The organism is Rossellomorea sp. H136 (genome assembly GCF_056838065.1).
This window is the reverse complement of sequence record NZ_CM166371.1, coordinates 1,109,360-1,125,488: the sequence shown is the minus strand read 5'-3', so window position 1 is coordinate 1,125,488 and position 16,129 is coordinate 1,109,360. Positions and strand designations below refer to the sequence as shown.

Genomic DNA, 16,129 nt, shown 5'->3' with positions numbered 1-16,129 from the left:
TGATAAGATATTTAAAATTTGCAATTCACGACGTTCATCCCCTTTAGATAAATAAAGTCATCTTACTTTTTCCAAGAACTGTTGAACTTCTCTTGGTGACTTCAACATGATGACTTGTTTATCTTTAGGCAATTGTTTAAGTATATTTAAAATTTCCGGTCTGCTGGTTTTCGGATATTTCCATATCCATTTAAAAAATTTCAAGTCAAATCTTTCTTCGCAACCTTCCCCCATATCCGGTCTTGTTTTATTTCTGTACTTCAACAATCTTTTGGAAGCACGGTAGACACAAATTATTCTGGAAATATCGAGAAAGATGATGGTATCTGCTGCATTCAGTCTTATCTCCATGGTCCCGCCATAGTTCCCATCAATGATCCATTCTTCTTTTCTAACTAAATCATTTTGAACTTTTTTCTGCTCATTCTTTGGAACACCAACCCAATTAGGTTTCCAAAACATCGCATCAAGATGATAAACATCTATCTTTAGTTTTTCACCTAATTGCCTTGCCAGTGTAGATTTCCCCGATCCACCTGAACCAATAAGTACAACCTTTTTCATGGGGACCCCCTTTTTCTCTTTCTCAAGATCATAAGGACAGGCCCTTTGGCCCTTATTCCGGAAAAAAGCCAAGGGACCTATCCCTATGATTCGGTTATTTCTCTTTGACGGGCAACACGACTGAAGAATAGACGGAACCATTTATTTCAATATCCATTCTCCATTTCCCACTGTCAGGAAACCACAGCGTCACTGGTTGTTCCTTCTCCCGAGAATGCGGTAACGCGATCGGTGCTTTTTTTCCGCGGCCATCGTGAGTGAACAGAAGGCGCACTTTATCTGCACCTACGGCTTTCTCTGGAAGTATCAGATTCGTTTTAAAGTTATCTTCCTCCATCACAAATGAATTGTATTCGATGCTCCCCTTCTCATCACCTAAATACAAATTGCCATCTGAAACATAGTCAGGGCTAATATGCCATTTGGCCCTCTCCTCCCCTGAAAAATGGAGAAATACGAAGAGCAAGACAAAAGCCAAACAAGCCACCTGAGCTTTCCAAAATCCATTCACTGTTTTAAAAGAGTTCATCATTTCAGAGTAAGGAGCCACAAGCTTTAAAATAAGAAACGCCACATTTAGAAATAGCAGCGCAAATGCGATAAATAAAAACACGAATTTCCCCCTTTCTGGTCACACGACAAGATAGGTCATGTATATTTAAGCTATTCTAAAAAAACCACAGAGACAATCCCGTTGGTATCCTTTTTCACCTAAAGCCAAGGTGCCTTTCCCCGGGGCTCCATGAACCTACTAAAATAAGGACCATAAAAATCTTTCAACTAAACACCCTTTCAATTGTTTTTGATCAAGACCTATGAAAATATCACGTTTTATGATCATCAATGAGCTTATTTGAGTAGATAATCATCTCTCATCCAATATATCAACCGGTATTCACGACTTATGAACCACTTTTCAGTTATATCTATGATCCGGTTTCAACCATTTATTACCCGGAATTTTGATATATGATCCACTTTTTCTTTTTATGATCTCGAAAAATGACGTGGGGAGAATCCTACTATTGAATAGGTAAGTATATCGCTACTTCTTCCTCGCCATTTTCCAAAGGATGATAGGTCTCCACAATATAAGACTCAGGTTTCCTTTTATATCCCTGTTCATCCATCCAATTCAAAAGATCGTTATGAAGCTCGCCAATATGTTGTACGTTCCCACTCGCCGTAACATACTCTTCGTCCAGTTCGATATATTCCATTCCCACCGGAACTTTTGTGAGGGCTTCGTCCACCATGATCCCGACATAATAGATCCCTTCCATATGGTCCGTATCCCTCTTGGGTTCATAAAGGGTGATTTCAGGACCATGCAATGCTTCGATTTCATGTAACCTCTCTAGAAATTGCCGGGCACGTTTTGGTACCTCCGTGCTAAATTCAGTGAAAGCCCCTTCCCCTTTTAGACCTACTACTCGGAACGTTTTTTTCATTTTTTCACCATGCACTTTAATCTCTCCTTTTATTTAGGATAATTTCATTTTGACCCCCTAGTTGAGTTCTAACCTCTCAACTTTAACATAATTTTCCTGTTCTGATGTAAAAAAAGCCCCCCACCTAAAAGTGAGAAGCTCCTTCTTTACCTTATCCGTTCAATAAATCTCTGACCAACCAAATACCCGCCTGCCAGCACGAAGAAAATCAGAAGCAGGCCCGCAAATCCGTCGGTAAACCCCGTACGTTCAATGGCAAATCCGAATATCGGAAAGCTGATCATGATGACGAAGCTCTCCATTAATCCGATCAGGGAAAGGAAAGTTGACCTGATATTGCTCTGCAGAAAGTTTTGCACGAATGAGCTGAAGATCGGTTCGAACAGACTCAAGAGCTGTGCAAGGATCAAAAACGATAACAGGATCGCCCAGTCCGTGGCGAAGATGAACAGGATGAAAAAGAAGAGGAAAAGACCTAAGCCATAATATAAAATATTAAAGAACTTAAATCGCGCCTCCACCCTGTAAGCGATCTTCGCCATCACGACGCCAAGGAGCCCTTCAATTGTAAACACAGCACCCACGACAACAGGGGAGTAACCTAATTGAATGAAGTATTCCTGTCCGTAGAACACCATGATCACCATGACTGCACTCGCTAAGATGAATAGCACAACAGGCTGGTGAATGACCTTGTTATTTCTCCAAGCGGCAACCCCTAATTTAAATTGATGAACCCACTGGTTATACCATCGTCCGCCGATATCCTCCGTCTTTTCACGTTCCGGTTCCTTCATGAAGAACAGTGGAATCACAGCAAGGACATGGGTGACGATGGTTGCACCGTATACCCATTCCCAGCTGATTTCTGCCATGAATCCCCCAAGGAATTTGGCAAGGCTCAATGATAAGAGGGAAATGGCCGTCATGCTTCCAATTACCTTCGTATAATCCTTCTCACGTTTTTCATTTTTCAACGTGTCATAAGCAAACGCCTGCTCGGCGCCGGAATGAAAGGTGACCATTAGACCCATGGATAGAAAGGCCAAGGTAAACATCGAGAACGTACCGCTCATCAGCATGAACAACCCATAAAGGAGACTGAACACATTCCCGATCACCAGGCTGACCTTCCTCCCATACAAATCTGCGATCATCCCAGTCGGAACCTCAAACAGGACGATGGCTAAATGGAGAAACGCCTCCAATATACCGATTTCACCGAATGTCATCCCCTTATCACCAAGGTAGATGACCCACAACGCCCGGTCAAAGAATAACTGGGCAAAGAATATATAAAAATATAGCAGATAAATATTGTTTTTTGTCTTTATCATTTCATTTCGTCCTCTCATAAACATAAGGTTAATAGAAAAGCGGAGGCGACAAGCATAAGATGAACATGCCGGAAAGGCGCATATTGCCTTTTTTGCATGTTTAGTTTATGACCTCGAGCCTCTAGCCGCCGTAGCTAGATCAAAAAAAGCCACAGGGAAGCATTCCCCGTGGCTTTCGCTATTTTCAGGAAATCATACGTACGTTCACATTATTGAAATTCAGCTAAAAAAGGACATACTTGTCCCGAGGACAGCTGAAATTCCAAAAATAGACATCATGAAAACAAGATATTTTTTCTCAGCTTTGATGTCTACAGTAAACGAATGCATGAATTTTCCCTCCTTTATGTTTAAGATCCTTTTTTATTATATAGTTCTTTCCGGTTCTGGACAAGCAATCCTTATCCGAGGTTGACCCCGAATTCTTAACTGAATAAAATAAGTACATACTAACTTGGAGGTTTTTGTCTGTATAACATATGTTTATTACTGGGGTGAAAACTTTCTTAATGACACTATTCATTAAGAAAGTACCATTTATATTTGAACCAAACAACTTTTATTAAAGAATAGGAGACTATAAATGGATATCTTCATTAGACAAGAACGCCCTGAAGAATATAGCTCGACAGAAGAAATGACTAAACAAGCATTTTCACATGAGGAGTATAGCGATAAGAAAGAACATCTGCTTGTAAATAAAATTAGAAAATCAGATGCATTTATACCCGAGCTTTCATTGGTTGCCATCAACCAAAGCCATGAAGTGGTCGGTCACATCCTACTATCTAAAATCACTATTATAGACCACGATAAAGTGGCAGATTCTCTGGCACTGGCTCCCGTGTCTGTAGCACCCTCATTTCAAAAAAAGGGAATAGGAAGCCAATTGATACGTGCAGCCCTGCAAAAGGCTAAAGAGCTCGGTTTTCAATCAGTGATTGTGTTAGGTCATAAAGATTATTATCCGAAGTTTGGCTTTAAGCAAGCGGTATTATGGAATATCAAGCCTCCATTTGAAGTGCCTGATGAAGTATTTATGGCTCTGGAATTATCTGAGCATTCTCTTAGAAATGTACGAGGTGTCGTGCATTATTCAAAAGCTTTTTTAGAATAAAGTTAATAAGAGGTTGTCCTTTATGAAGTATTGGGACAACCTCTTTTTTTGAAGTAACCGGAACCTTATTACTCCCCTTTCACAAGAATATTAGTTTCCAGGATCTACATAATCCGGATAATCCGTAATGATCGCGTCAACCTTCATGTCTAACAGAAAGTCTGCTGTTTCCTGACTGCGTACCGTCCATGATCCGATTTGCATCCCTTGGGCGTGTACTTGATCAACTACTTCTTCTGTCACGATTCCATAGCTTGGGTTGAACCATTCCGCATAGGTGGAGATTTCTTGCAAAGCTTCCTTTGTAGTAAGCGCCAGGTTAGAAGTTAATACAGCTACCGGCACTCGGGGAAGCAGCCTGTCCATTTCTTTCATCGTGTCAAAGTTAAACGATTGAAGAATGATTTTTTCATTTTGGGGTTTGTCGAGATTCCGTTCTTTTAATGCTTCAGCCACTTGTTCCTCAATACCAGGATAAAGCTCTGGAGCCTTTAACTCTATTAAAATTCCAACTTTTCCATGGTAACGATCCAGAACCTCTTCAAAGGTCGGAATCGGCTCTCCTGCAAATGCTTCTCCCCTCCAACTACCTGCATCAAGAATTTGAAGCTGTTCAAGTGTTAAATCCCCTACTTTCCCCGTTCCATCTGTAGTGCGATCCACAGTTGTATCATGGATTACGACCAATTCACCATCTTGACTTCTTTGAACATCGATTTCAATGTAATCCGCCTTCATATCAACCGCCAGATCAAAACCAGCTATCGTATTTTCAGGGGCATAACCTGCAGCTCCGCGGTGTGCTACATTATCCACTTGCTTTCTTTCCCCTGCTGTTGGTTCTTCTGCAAAAACTTGACTGAACGGGCTGAATAACAGCGAAAACGCAACACCTGTACCGATTAATAATTTTTTGTTCAAATTCTTCATCTCCCATCTGAAATATGGATACCACTGTATTTTAGAAAAGGGATGTTGTATTGGTGTGAAGATATCAATACAGCTTAATATAGATTTTGTTAACAAAATCCGACCTTTTTCCTTACGTTTTTTCACAAATCTATTGTCGGAAATTAGCTACTGATTCATTTTACTTACAAAAGGGGTCTGACATCCCGTCGATGACGATCTCACGTACGGGGAATCAGACCTCTGTACCTTTAATAAAACTTTTCATTCTTTTCCCATGATTCAACCGTATGATAGGCCGTATGGGGGTCATATCCTTTTCCAAGCAAATATGCGATGGCGGCTACTTCGGTGAGGGCATGAGAATACGATGTGTAACTTGCTTCATGTAATCCATAATCAACAAACGGTTTGACGGCATTCAAGGTCTCATTTTTCAGGTTCATATGAGGGTTATAAACTCTTGTATGAAAGGGGTGACCATAATACATGAATCTTCCTCATCCTTCCTTCAAGTAAATACTTCATGCTCACCTTCTATCTTATGATGAATTTGTATTTTGGTCGTTTGTCCTAGTGAAAACCTAGAACACCATTTCTTACTAATAGAAAATAATCCTTTTACATGAATGGACTTACTGCGTCATATCTATGGTATGAACATTACATTTATCAAATATAGGAGATGATTGATATGTATCCACACTACTTTAGAGTGAACGGCTGGGAACCGATAATGACTGTCTTGCAGGAAAGCCTGAATGCAGAAGAGATGGTTTGTGCCATAAGCAGCGAGCTATTCCATATACCACAAACAAAGAACTTAGAGGGAAATAATGAAATGCACAGTCATTTAGTCCCTGCCTCCTACCACCGTGTAACCGCCGTAGGATCTGCTGTGAGACTAGTCAATGGAGAGCAACAACAAACAATCATCACAACAATGGTTACCTGTATCATCAATGCTGAAAAACAAGATAAACAGGTGCGTGAGGGGTTAACGGTGATGGAAGAAAACGCAAGCCCTGAATTTAAACCAGTCATTCAAATCATTATTCAATGGCAAGATCAAGCAGAGGCCTATTTACTTCAAGCAAAAGAAGCTCTGCGATCTATGGGGGTTTCATTCACTTCTTAACATAGTATTAAAATACTGAAAACCTCAAAGAAGCGAACGCTGTCGCCGTTCGCTTTTTTTAAACTATCTAGCTTTTTTTACCTCATCTATTAAGTTTCTGACGAAATCATCATCTTTTATAAGCCATGCTGAGTCGGTTCTTTTTAAGAACTTTTCCGCTTCTTCAAAACTTGTGTGGGTCTGTTTGATTTTTGTTTTATTTTTTTCAATCATCCATTTCCCGTTTTCTAAAGGATGGATAAAATAGGTCTCATTCCTTCTGTTTCTATACATGGTACCAAAAGTGGATCCTTTTACATTATATCGATTTCTTTTCGCATCCTCTGGTATCGATTCAAGATGATAGGTATCGGTTACAAATTGCCTGTAGGCATCTTCTGTTAACGTGCACCCGGCTGCTTTTGCATGTCCCCCGCCACCGAATTGTGCAGCAACTTCAGATACATCAATATGATCGTGGATGGTTCGAAAGCCCATTCGTTTGCCGCCAATATTTAGAATCGCTATATAGTCCAGGTGCGGGTGTTCTTTACCGAGTTCATTCCCGAGTTCCGAGTGATACGATTCCGCATAAACCACACCTGCAAACAATCCCCCTGTCTCTGTTTGAACGAGCTCCCTTCTTTTCCTGCGAATATATCTGTCGATTTTCTTATCTTCAATATCAAGAATTTTTGTTTCAAATTCATCAAAGTGGAAATGGTCACTCGTTTTCAGTCGTGAAATCATTTTCTCTTCAAATTCGTCTATTGAAATGAGAAAAAATAAGGCATTCAGTCGCTGTGCATGGTAGTTTTCATTTTCCTCCCACTCCCACGTGTCGTATTGCCTTACGAGTTCAACAAATTCAGCTATAGCATCTGTCGGCTCCAGTAATTGATGAGAAATGAGGTATTCATATAATAAAGAAGTAGCTGACGTTAACTTCCCTTCCTCATCCTCCACCACAACGTGGCCCCATTTATAATCATTATACCGGAGAGCCGTTTTATGGTGATCGATCAACTGAACCTTTCCACCTGATTGAAAGAATTCTTCCAGCCTTTTTTCATTTTCTTCACTGACAGACAAGTCTGTAATCAATAAGGAAGTATCTTTCCCCTCATTTTCTAAAAACCATTCCACTTCACGATTAAGACCTGCAATCGAATTGTAGCGTACACTGACCCGCTCGCCAAAAGAAAGTTTGGCTAAAATACCGCAGCCGACTCCATCGAGATCATTATGAGACAACAGTTTATACATATTTTTCACCTCAACAGATAGTATCGGTTTAACGATTCTTTAACATGCAAAAAAAGTTATCCGCCACAAAGTGTCCCTTATGATCTTCATTTCCTTAATATGTAGGTTCAGAAAAAATGAAATAATATAGCAATAAAAATTGCTCCACCTTTAGCCTATTGAGTGTCAGCCCCTTTCATTCAAGCTTCATCTGATTCATCATCAACATTTAGAGGATCTGACCCGTTACCCATTTTCTTATGATCCGAACTTTGTCGTTCCCCAAAAAGTGAATCCATTCATCGAACAGTCGACTCCAACGCCTCATTTCTCATTTCTATGATATATTCCTTAGCGACATGTTCCCTCCCGCCATGCTCTTCGTACCAACCCCTGATACGATTCAGATGCTCTTCATCATTCCTGATGCTGGATTCAATCTTCACATAATCTTCCTGACTGTCGTATTCCCAAATGGCAAAAATCTCAACTGTCTCTCCATCATGATCTATCATCCAGCGCCCAATCAGTCGCGAGCCATGTTTAAGCTGGTTCGGAAGATTGGTGTGATTGAAATGATCATTGAACGTTTCGACGAACTCTTTTTTGACGAGATAGAACTTTCTTCTATAGAACATGATGGTCCCCCTTTTATCTATTTCCTTGCCTTTATCATCATCGTAGTAGGAAATTTCCTCGCTTTATATAATGAATAATAGCGATCAGAAACTTCCTCTTCCACTGAGTCAAAAGCAGCTGATACGTCGCTTTCAATAACCGATTCAATCGTAAATCCTGCTTTAATGACTTCATTTAAATATGTACTCAGTTTTCGTTTCGGGATGACGACAGGAGCGTCTTCGCCTTTGAAGTTCGGGTACGTGGTGATTCCCTCTTCCTGGTAAGAACCATCCAGATAGATTTGGCCATCTTCACTTTTCATATGAGGGTACAGGGGATGATCCCAACTAAAGATCATTGAACCACCTGTTTTCAAATATGAGTGTATCAACCTTAAAGTAGATGGGAGGTCTGTTGTCCAGCCAATGGCATAGATAGAGTATACGATGTCAAAATAATCCTTCGGTAGTCCAATCTCTTCTTCCATAGGAGAACAGGATAAGTTGGCATTCAAGCCCTTTAACGTTTCTTTTGCCGTCTCGATTTGAGTCTCTGACAGGTCAATGCCCCATAATTCACCCGCACCCATTTCCTTCATATAAAGTAACGAGTGCCCGCTGCCACACCCAATATCAAGCACCTTTTTGCTGGTGATTTCATCAAACAGCCTCAATTCATCTTCCGTCTGTGTATACGGCCCGTAACTCGGTAATGCATCCTTTCCGTTAAAATGGCTTGCGACTTTATCCCAGCTTTTTTTATTTTGTTTCAGAATATCCAGCATCTCAGCATCCCCTTTTCTTATTTCGTCTCATGTTTCATCATTTGTCGTTGCCCCCACAACATTTCCTCATCAAAAGTTGAATGTAAATGAGCCAATAATTTCTCGGTCGTCGTGTTAACAAACTGAGTAACTTCATCGGGTGTTAAATAGTCAAACCTATATTCCGGATCCAATGCAAAAGCATAAGAATCACCTAAATAAAATTCTGTAATTCTCTTGATCTGTTTTGAAATCTGTTCTTGAGGAAAAATATCCAGGTAATCCGGGAAACTCTTAATATGTTGAAATACATGATGAAAAATCGTATCCCTATTTTCATGTAAATACACAAAATCTGAACCATACCAGTCACCTTTTATCTTTCTAGTGTATTCGGGCGTTCCCAGTATGTCTTGATACATAGGCTCTTTCTTTTTTTCCCTATGCATCCGACTCCATTCCACATCCGTGACGAGGTGAAGATAATACCCTAAGTAGAATGAGAACCCCGGGCTGGTAACATCGACTCTATCTTCCTTTATGTACTGATCCAGAAACAATTCTGGATTGATTTTCCCATCCACCTTAAAATGAGTTACTCTTTTGTCAGGAAAAAATTCTCCCGTCACTTGATCAGGCAAACCACAATCCGGTCCGATATTCCCTACTACAAACTCTTTTTCAGATACTAGTACTCCCTTATTCAGGAGGTTCTCTGCAATTCTGAAATGTACCATCCAAGTCGCCATATTCGTTCAGTCCCTTTATTGTATTATTATTTGATTATCTACCTCTGTACACATAATCCGCACTCCCTATCGGATCCACCTCATCGACGTAGTAATCTTCAGCCAACCAGTATCTTCTTCTATACTTATCAAGCCTTGCTTGATCGTCACCGAGATAGACGTCACGGTCCAATACTCTTTCAGCTCTTAATTCATGTGAACAATCAATATAGACCATAAAATCAACATATCGCCGCCATTCTTTCCTTTGTAAGAAGACACCCTCAATAAGGATGAAGGCAGACGGAGCCAGATGGATTGGTTTCGTTATGACCGTATCCGTTGGAGAATGATAGTAAGGCAGGGTAATAGAACCGCTAGCATGCAACTTTCTGAACAGCTCTGTTTCGATTAATCTGATATCCCATTGGAGAAAATAATATTCAAACCATTCATCATTCCCGGTCCCATATCGTTCATATGTTTCAACAATATGATCATCAAGATGAACGATGAAAACCTCATGATCTGCCAGCTCCAATGCATGTCGAAGCTCTTTTGCAACCGTGGTCTTACCTGCTCCCCCTAACCCATCGATACCCACAATGAAACGGCGTTTTTCCGAGAACTCTTTTTGGTATCGGGATAACAACATTTCTGTTACTTGTTCGATGGACATCTTACTTCACCTCATTTCTCCCCATTTGGTTCAAACACATATTTGTCGATATTTCTAAAAATATATGCAGGAGACGAACCGATTACTTTCAGTCCCCCCTCATTCATAACAATGCCCGCTTCCTCTGGTAACGCAATGACAGAAAATCCAAATTTGCTTATGTATTCTTTGATTAAGTCATCATTGCTAGTTTTGTAGTGACACCAAACTGAATAGTTGTCTATGTAGTTAAATCCTTCAAAGGTCTTCAAATTTGTATTGTTTGGGTCCATATGTGAAACTGTTAAAATATCTCTTCCAAAAATAATAGCTCCGACACTCCCTCCATATACAATACCCTTTTTGTCTGTATACTCTTTTAAAATTTCATCAAAGCCTGTCTCACGTAAGGTGTTCAACAAATAGAAAGTATTCCCTCCGCCGATATAAATGGAGGAGAATTTCCTTAGATCCTCTAGAGACTTAGCTTCTAAATCAGTCCACATTTCTATTTCAGTAATGCCTAGAGGATTAAACACACTATGTATCCATTTGTAACAGTCTTCATAAGGAATTTCGCCTTGCATCGCAATTGGAATATAAAGCAACGGCTTGTTATGATCAATTGCTTTAACAAACTCCTTATCTATCATCTCTGTTTGTTCCTCATTACCGCCGCCAGACAGGAATATGTTAATCATGAATATCCCCCCTAATCTGAATGCCCTTTTCATACTACCAATTATTTCAAATCACCCCTTTTAACTCAATGATTATTTTTATTTCTTGTTACTGAGTTAACATAAATTGCTATCACCCTTTTTGTTTATACTTTATCCCATTTGGATATTGAATAATAAAACATCAAATTAAAGAAATGAGGTAGTGAAAATGCGAGAAAATCATGATCAAGTAAAAGGGAAGCGAAAGCAAACAGAGGGAGATTTGAAGAAAGCTTGGGGCAAGCTTACCAACGACGACAAAAAGATAGCGGAAGGTGAACGCGACAAAGATAAAGGAAAGATTCAAGAGAAGGTTGGCGATGTGAAGGGATCTATTAAAAAAAGGTGGTAACGGCAGTTAAGTTGCTGCCTGCAGAAGGATCGTTCTTAGGCGTGTCATAGACTATTCATTGGATTTCAGTCTCTTTCTTTTATTCTCAGTTTGCTTTAACCAATAACGAACTCCTTTTCCAGCCAGCGGTTCGTCATTATATCTCGGTATGACGTGTAAATGACAATGGAAGATAAACTGATTAGACACCTCTCCGACATTCCACCCAAGTGTGTAGCCATCTGGGGAAAATTCTTCGTTTAAGTATTTCTTTGCTTTTTGTAATAGTTCATATGTATCGTTCCACTCTTTTTCCGTTAATTCAAATACCTCCGCATGATGGTTTTTCGGAACAATGACCCCGGACCCTTCTAATACATCCTGGTGCTTGTTATGCTGCAGGTAATAGCAGGATTCATTTTCAAATACGATGTTTTGGTCTTTGTCCTTGTCTGGATTGCAGAATGGACAATTCTCTTCATAACTCACATGACTTCCACTTTCGTATTGTTATTGTTCTTCTAATTTGGACGGATAGGTATCCGTTATTCTCTCAATCTCAATTCCTCTATTATACAAAAAACTCAGTCTTTTCACCCATCTGTTCAAATTTGCAAAATCATCCCCTACAAACTCTGCACACTGAAACCCCTTTCAAAACCTATAAATAGCCCCTATACTAGATTTATAAGATGATCATCTAATTAACTAACAATATAATTATGCAAAAATGATAACAGAGGGGGATCCTCATGGTATTGGATAAAAGGCGTGCACACTTATTATCCATCATTCAACATTCGACTGATCCGATTCCGACGAAAGATCTGGTGGCCAGGACGAATTTGTCTCAACGAACCATTTATTACGACCTTGATCAGATTAATAGTTGGTTACGGACTCAAGGATTAGAACCCATTGTAAGTATGCATGGCAAGGGACTGTTTCTGCCTCCTGTATCGAAATCGAAGTTGATGATTTCTAAGGATCAAAGTTTCGAAGGTTGGCAGTATCAATTATCCAAGCAGGAACGCGAAGTCCTGATTAAAGCGAAAATATTATTAGAAGAACAAGATGCATCGATGCAACGGTTTATGGGCCTGACAAGCATGAGCCGGGGGACGATCGCCAAGGAGATTAAAGAGATCAAGCAAGAGTTCAGCGAAGCCGGTTTGCGGTTGTATTACAAGAAAGGTTCAGGCTACCGATTGAGTGGTCCAGAGGATGCTAAAAGAACGATGCTTTCGAATATACTGGCAACCATCTTCTCACACCCGGATTGGCAGAACGTCCGGAATGAAGTCCATAAGATGATCCAGCCGGAAGCGGCCACGTGGTCACATGAAACGGATCAAAGGCGATTGGTGAGAGAAATTCTTTATGAAGCTGAGAAAGAATTGGGATTGACGCTGACAGATGAGATGGTGGAGATCCTGTCCCTGCACATCTTGATGATCATGAAGAGAATCGAGCTGCAAGAGTATATTCTTGTTCCTGAAGCAGAAAAGCAGGTCCTGCAGCAAACAGAAGCATACAAGGCAGCCCTCCATATTACGAATAAACTTGAAAACGTAAAGGGAGTCTCTTTTCCAGATGATGAGGTTTGCTTTATTACGATGAATCTGTTGGGATCCAAAGTCCAGCAAGATAACTTCAACCGTTACACAGAACAGGAATTATCAGGGCTGAAGGAAGTCGTGCAACAGATGATTGATGATTTCCAGCTTTACTCCTGTGTGGTGTTCGATGATAAAAGTGGACTGGAAGAAAATCTGATTTCCCACATCAAGCCGACGTATTACCGGCTCAAGTACGGGCTCTCTATCGCGAATGATCTGGCTGACAGCATTCAAAAGACTTACCAGGACATCTTTCATTTGACAAAACGGGTGATGAGGCACTTGGAGCGGTATGTCGGGAAGACCGTCCCATACGCAGAAATAGCCTACATTACCCTCCACTTCGGAGGCTGGTTGACGAAAGAGAAAAAGAAAGTCGAGACGAAGTTCAAGGCCCTCATTGTGTGTGAAAATGGGATCGGAACCTCGAATATGCTCCGCACCCAATTAGAAAATTTGATTGCCGGGCTGAATGTCATCACCACGATTTCGATGAGGGAATATCGAACGAAAGAGTACGAGGCAGACATCATCTTTTCCACCAATTATATCAAAGAGAAGGACATTCCCGTTGTCCACGTTCCAGCCATCTTGACTAATCTCGAAAAGGAACGGGTCATCCAACGTATGAATGAGCTTTTCGATTCGAAGCCACAGGAAAAGAATGTGACCGATCACCTGATGGATGTCATCAAACGTCATGCGACCATCCATCAAGAGGAAGACCTGAAAAAAGAATTGGTCCACCTTTTAGAACAAAATACTCCACGAATAAAGGAGATCAGAAAGCCTATGCTCAATGAATTATTGACAGAACGAACCATACAAATCAAAGACCGAGTAAGCAGTTGGGAGGAAGCCATCAAGGTGGCTAGTCAACCACTGATCGACCTGCAATCGATTCGCCCGGATTATGTAGAGGCCATGATAACGAACGTGAAGGAGTTGGGCCCTTACATTGTCATCGCACCAAATATCGCCATCCCCCATGCACGTCCGGAGACCGGTGTCGAACAACTGGGGATGAGTTTCTTGCGACTTAAAGAACCCGTCTTTTTCTCAGAAAAAGAAAAACATCGCGCTCAGCTGGTCATCGTACTGGCGGCAATCGATAATCAAACCCACTTAAAAGCACTTGCTCAGCTCACAGAACTGCTATCCAATGAAGACAACGTGGAACAGCTGATCTCAGCAAGTGATCGTCAAACCGTGATTGAATTAATCAACCAAACAATTGAAGTATAAATTAGAGGAGGAAGAAAAGATGAAAAAAGTATTAGTCGTATGTGGAAATGGTTTAGGCAGCAGCATGATTGTAGAAATGAATGTAAAAGCGGCTCTTAAGGAAATGGGAAAAGAAGCTGAGGTATCCCACACGGACCTGACAACAGCCAAGACGGAGCAAGCGGATCTCTTCATCGGTTCAGAGGATATTGTAGAAAGCTTGGAAGATGGCCGTAAACATATCGTGAAATTGAAGAACCTGATGGATAAGAACGAACTCCGAGCTGCATTGGAACAAAATATCTAGTCCACTATTAAAAGGAAGGAGCGATACAAATGGTTGATATCATAATGAAGGATATATTAGGTACACCTGCAATCCTTGTCGGTCTATTCGCCTTAATCGGGCTCCTTATTCAACGTAAGAATTCAGGAGATGTCGTTTCCGGGACCCTCAAAACGGTCATGGGCTTCGTCATCCTTGGGGCGGGTGCGAATGTACTAGTCCAGTCACTGGGGCAATTCAGCAGCATGTTCAATAAAGCCTTCGAAGTCGACGGGGTGATCCCGAACAACGAAGCGATCGTAGCCCTGGCACAGGAAAGCTTTGGTACGGAGACAGCGATGATCATGCTGTTCGGTATGGTTGTCAATATTCTTATTGCACGATTCAGTCCTTTTAAATACATCTTCTTAACCGGACATCATACTATGTTCATGGCCTGTCTAATCGCTGTCATCTTAACCACTGGAGGATTTACCGGAGTACCATTGATCATTCTCGGTTCCATTATCCTCGGGGCACTCATGGTCCTATCGCCTGCGATGCTTCAGCCTTTCACACGCAAAGTCACCGGGTCGGACGACTTTGCCGTTGGCCACTTCGGATCGATTGGTTATTTGGCTTCCGCCATGGTCGGTAAAGCGGTCGGTAAAGGATCAAAATCGACTGAGGAAATCAAAGTTCCAAAGTCACTCGGCTTTCTCAGAGACACATCTGTCTCAGTATCCCTGACGATGGTCATCCTGTTCTTTATCGTTGCAGGTGCAGCAGGTCCGGCCTTCGTTGAAGGAGAACTAAGCGGCGGACAGAACTTCCTCGTCTTTGCCTTTATGCAGGGAATCACATTTGCAGTTGGTGTGTATATCATTTTAGCAGGGGTACGTATGCTCCTTGGTGAAATCGTTCCAGCCTTCAAAGGGATCGCGGACAAAATCGTCCCGAATGCGAAACCCGCTCTTGATTGCCCGGCCATCTTCCCTTTCGCAGGTAATGCCGTCATCATCGGTTTCTTATTCAGCTTCATTGCCGGTCTCGTCAGCATGCTATTTTTACCTCTATTAGGATTAAAAGTAATCGTTCCCGGACTCGTCCCTCACTTCTTCACAGGTGCTGCTGCCGGAGTCTTCGGCAATGCAACGGGTGGTCGAAGAGGCGCAGTCATCGGCTCCATGGCGAACGGTGTGATGATCAGCTTTCTTCCCGCCCTCTTATTGCCCGTTTTAGGCTCATTAGGATTCCAGGGAACAACATTTGGAGATGCGGACTTCGGTTTGGTCGGAATCGTGCTTGGGAATCTCGTCAGCATGATCGAATCCAATATGATTGTTTTCGCGTCGATCATCGTCCTTCTTGCTATCCTGTTCTTCATCAGCTTTAAGTCAAAGGGGACTGGGGAGAAGGAAGAAACTGAAGTTGCATAAGATGAATTCAGCCTCCCTC

At 41.3% G+C, this 16,129-nt stretch carries 19 protein-coding genes; 6 read left to right on the top strand and 13 right to left on the bottom strand.

Annotation, left to right across the window (positions count from 1 at the left end):
* Positions 1–57 precede the first annotated feature (57 nt).
* The 4 genes from ACYH0O_RS05655 to ACYH0O_RS05640 all read right to left on the bottom strand — a co-directional run bounded on the left by ACYH0O_RS05655 (position 58) and on the right by ACYH0O_RS05640 (position 3,352).
* Entirely contained in the window at positions 58–564 is a 507-nt protein-coding gene (locus tag ACYH0O_RS05655) for a DNA topology modulation protein (RefSeq protein ID WP_482631536.1), read from the bottom strand.
* 94 nt (positions 565–658) lie between these two features.
* Positions 659–1,177, bottom strand: a complete 519-nt coding sequence (locus ACYH0O_RS05650) for a hypothetical protein (protein WP_482631535.1) — start codon at positions 1,175–1,177, stop codon at positions 659–661.
* Positions 1,178–1,586: 409 nt separating this feature from the next.
* Positions 1,587–2,030, bottom strand: coding sequence for a GyrI-like domain-containing protein (locus tag ACYH0O_RS05645; RefSeq protein ID WP_482631534.1), 444 nt, complete (start codon positions 2,028–2,030; stop codon positions 1,587–1,589).
* A gap of 131 nt (positions 2,031–2,161) precedes the next feature.
* Positions 2,162–3,352, bottom strand: coding sequence for an MFS transporter (locus ACYH0O_RS05640; RefSeq protein WP_482631533.1), 1,191 nt, complete (start codon positions 3,350–3,352; stop codon positions 2,162–2,164).
* 583 nt (positions 3,353–3,935) lie between these two features.
* Here ACYH0O_RS05640 and ACYH0O_RS05635 point away from each other — a divergent pair.
* Positions 3,936–4,469 carry a GNAT family N-acetyltransferase gene (locus tag ACYH0O_RS05635; protein ID WP_482631532.1) on the top strand — a complete coding sequence of 178 codons (534 nt, stop codon included), beginning with the start codon at positions 3,936–3,938 and terminating at the stop codon, positions 4,467–4,469.
* A gap of 90 nt (positions 4,470–4,559) precedes the next feature.
* Here ACYH0O_RS05635 and ACYH0O_RS05630 read toward each other — a convergent pair whose 3' ends face one another.
* Both ACYH0O_RS05630 and ACYH0O_RS05625 read right to left on the bottom strand, forming a co-directional pair.
* The gene (locus ACYH0O_RS05630; protein ID WP_482631531.1) at positions 4,560–5,390 is read right to left on the bottom strand and encodes a glycerophosphodiester phosphodiesterase; all 831 of its coding nucleotides are present in this window, start codon (positions 5,388–5,390) and stop codon (positions 4,560–4,562) included.
* A 239-nt stretch (positions 5,391–5,629) separates the two neighbouring features.
* Complete coding sequence (locus tag ACYH0O_RS05625; protein WP_149158123.1) at positions 5,630–5,869, bottom strand: hypothetical protein; 240 nt, start codon at positions 5,867–5,869, stop codon at positions 5,630–5,632.
* Between the two features lie 203 nt (positions 5,870–6,072).
* On the opposite strand from ACYH0O_RS05625, the gene ACYH0O_RS05620 reads away from it, so the two are divergent.
* The gene (locus ACYH0O_RS05620; protein WP_482631530.1) at positions 6,073–6,516 is read left to right on the top strand and encodes a hypothetical protein; all 444 of its coding nucleotides are present in this window, start codon (positions 6,073–6,075) and stop codon (positions 6,514–6,516) included.
* 63 nt (positions 6,517–6,579) lie between these two features.
* Here the strand turns inward: ACYH0O_RS05620 and ACYH0O_RS05615 are convergent, their stop codons facing one another.
* The 6 genes from ACYH0O_RS05615 to ACYH0O_RS05590 all read right to left on the bottom strand — a co-directional run bounded on the left by ACYH0O_RS05615 (position 6,580) and on the right by ACYH0O_RS05590 (position 11,211).
* A complete protein-coding gene (locus tag ACYH0O_RS05615; RefSeq protein WP_482631529.1) occupies positions 6,580–7,761 on the bottom strand; it encodes a DHH family phosphoesterase in 1,182 nt (393 codons plus the stop codon).
* A gap of 278 nt (positions 7,762–8,039) precedes the next feature.
* A complete protein-coding gene (locus tag ACYH0O_RS05610; protein ID WP_482631528.1) occupies positions 8,040–8,378 on the bottom strand; it encodes an NIPSNAP family protein in 339 nt (112 codons plus the stop codon).
* Positions 8,379–8,395: 17 nt separating this feature from the next.
* Positions 8,396–9,145 (bottom strand): class I SAM-dependent methyltransferase, encoded by a 750-nt coding sequence (locus ACYH0O_RS05605; protein WP_482631527.1) that lies wholly within the window; start codon positions 9,143–9,145, stop codon positions 8,396–8,398.
* 17 nt (positions 9,146–9,162) lie between these two features.
* A complete protein-coding gene (locus tag ACYH0O_RS05600; RefSeq protein WP_482631526.1) occupies positions 9,163–9,873 on the bottom strand; it encodes a zinc dependent phospholipase C family protein in 711 nt (236 codons plus the stop codon).
* A 34-nt stretch (positions 9,874–9,907) separates the two neighbouring features.
* A complete protein-coding gene (locus ACYH0O_RS05595; RefSeq protein ID WP_482631525.1) occupies positions 9,908–10,531 on the bottom strand; it encodes a kinase in 624 nt (207 codons plus the stop codon).
* 11 nt (positions 10,532–10,542) lie between these two features.
* Positions 10,543–11,211 (bottom strand): Type 1 glutamine amidotransferase-like domain-containing protein, encoded by a 669-nt coding sequence (locus tag ACYH0O_RS05590; protein ID WP_482631524.1) that lies wholly within the window; start codon positions 11,209–11,211, stop codon positions 10,543–10,545.
* Positions 11,212–11,401: 190 nt separating this feature from the next.
* On the opposite strand from ACYH0O_RS05590, the gene ACYH0O_RS05585 reads away from it, so the two are divergent.
* Positions 11,402–11,584, top strand: a complete 183-nt coding sequence (locus tag ACYH0O_RS05585; protein ID WP_482631523.1) for a CsbD family protein — start codon at positions 11,402–11,404, stop codon at positions 11,582–11,584.
* Between the two features lie 51 nt (positions 11,585–11,635).
* Here the strand turns inward: ACYH0O_RS05585 and ACYH0O_RS05580 are convergent, their stop codons facing one another.
* A complete protein-coding gene (locus ACYH0O_RS05580) occupies positions 11,636–12,052 on the bottom strand; it encodes an HIT family protein (RefSeq protein ID WP_482631522.1) in 417 nt (138 codons plus the stop codon).
* Positions 12,053–12,315: 263 nt separating this feature from the next.
* Here ACYH0O_RS05580 and ACYH0O_RS05575 point away from each other — a divergent pair, with 263 nt between their 5' ends.
* From ACYH0O_RS05575 to ACYH0O_RS05565, 3 genes are read left to right on the top strand one after another with little or no spacing between them, the layout of a single operon-like run.
* The gene (locus ACYH0O_RS05575; protein ID WP_482631521.1) at positions 12,316–14,427 is read left to right on the top strand and encodes a BglG family transcription antiterminator; all 2,112 of its coding nucleotides are present in this window, start codon (positions 12,316–12,318) and stop codon (positions 14,425–14,427) included.
* A 19-nt stretch (positions 14,428–14,446) separates the two neighbouring features.
* Positions 14,447–14,713, top strand: a complete 267-nt coding sequence (locus ACYH0O_RS05570) for a PTS sugar transporter subunit IIB (protein WP_149158115.1) — start codon at positions 14,447–14,449, stop codon at positions 14,711–14,713.
* Positions 14,714–14,742: 29 nt separating this feature from the next.
* Positions 14,743–16,110, top strand: coding sequence for a PTS ascorbate transporter subunit IIC (locus ACYH0O_RS05565; protein WP_482631520.1), 1,368 nt, complete (start codon positions 14,743–14,745; stop codon positions 16,108–16,110).
* Positions 16,111–16,129 lie beyond the last annotated feature (19 nt).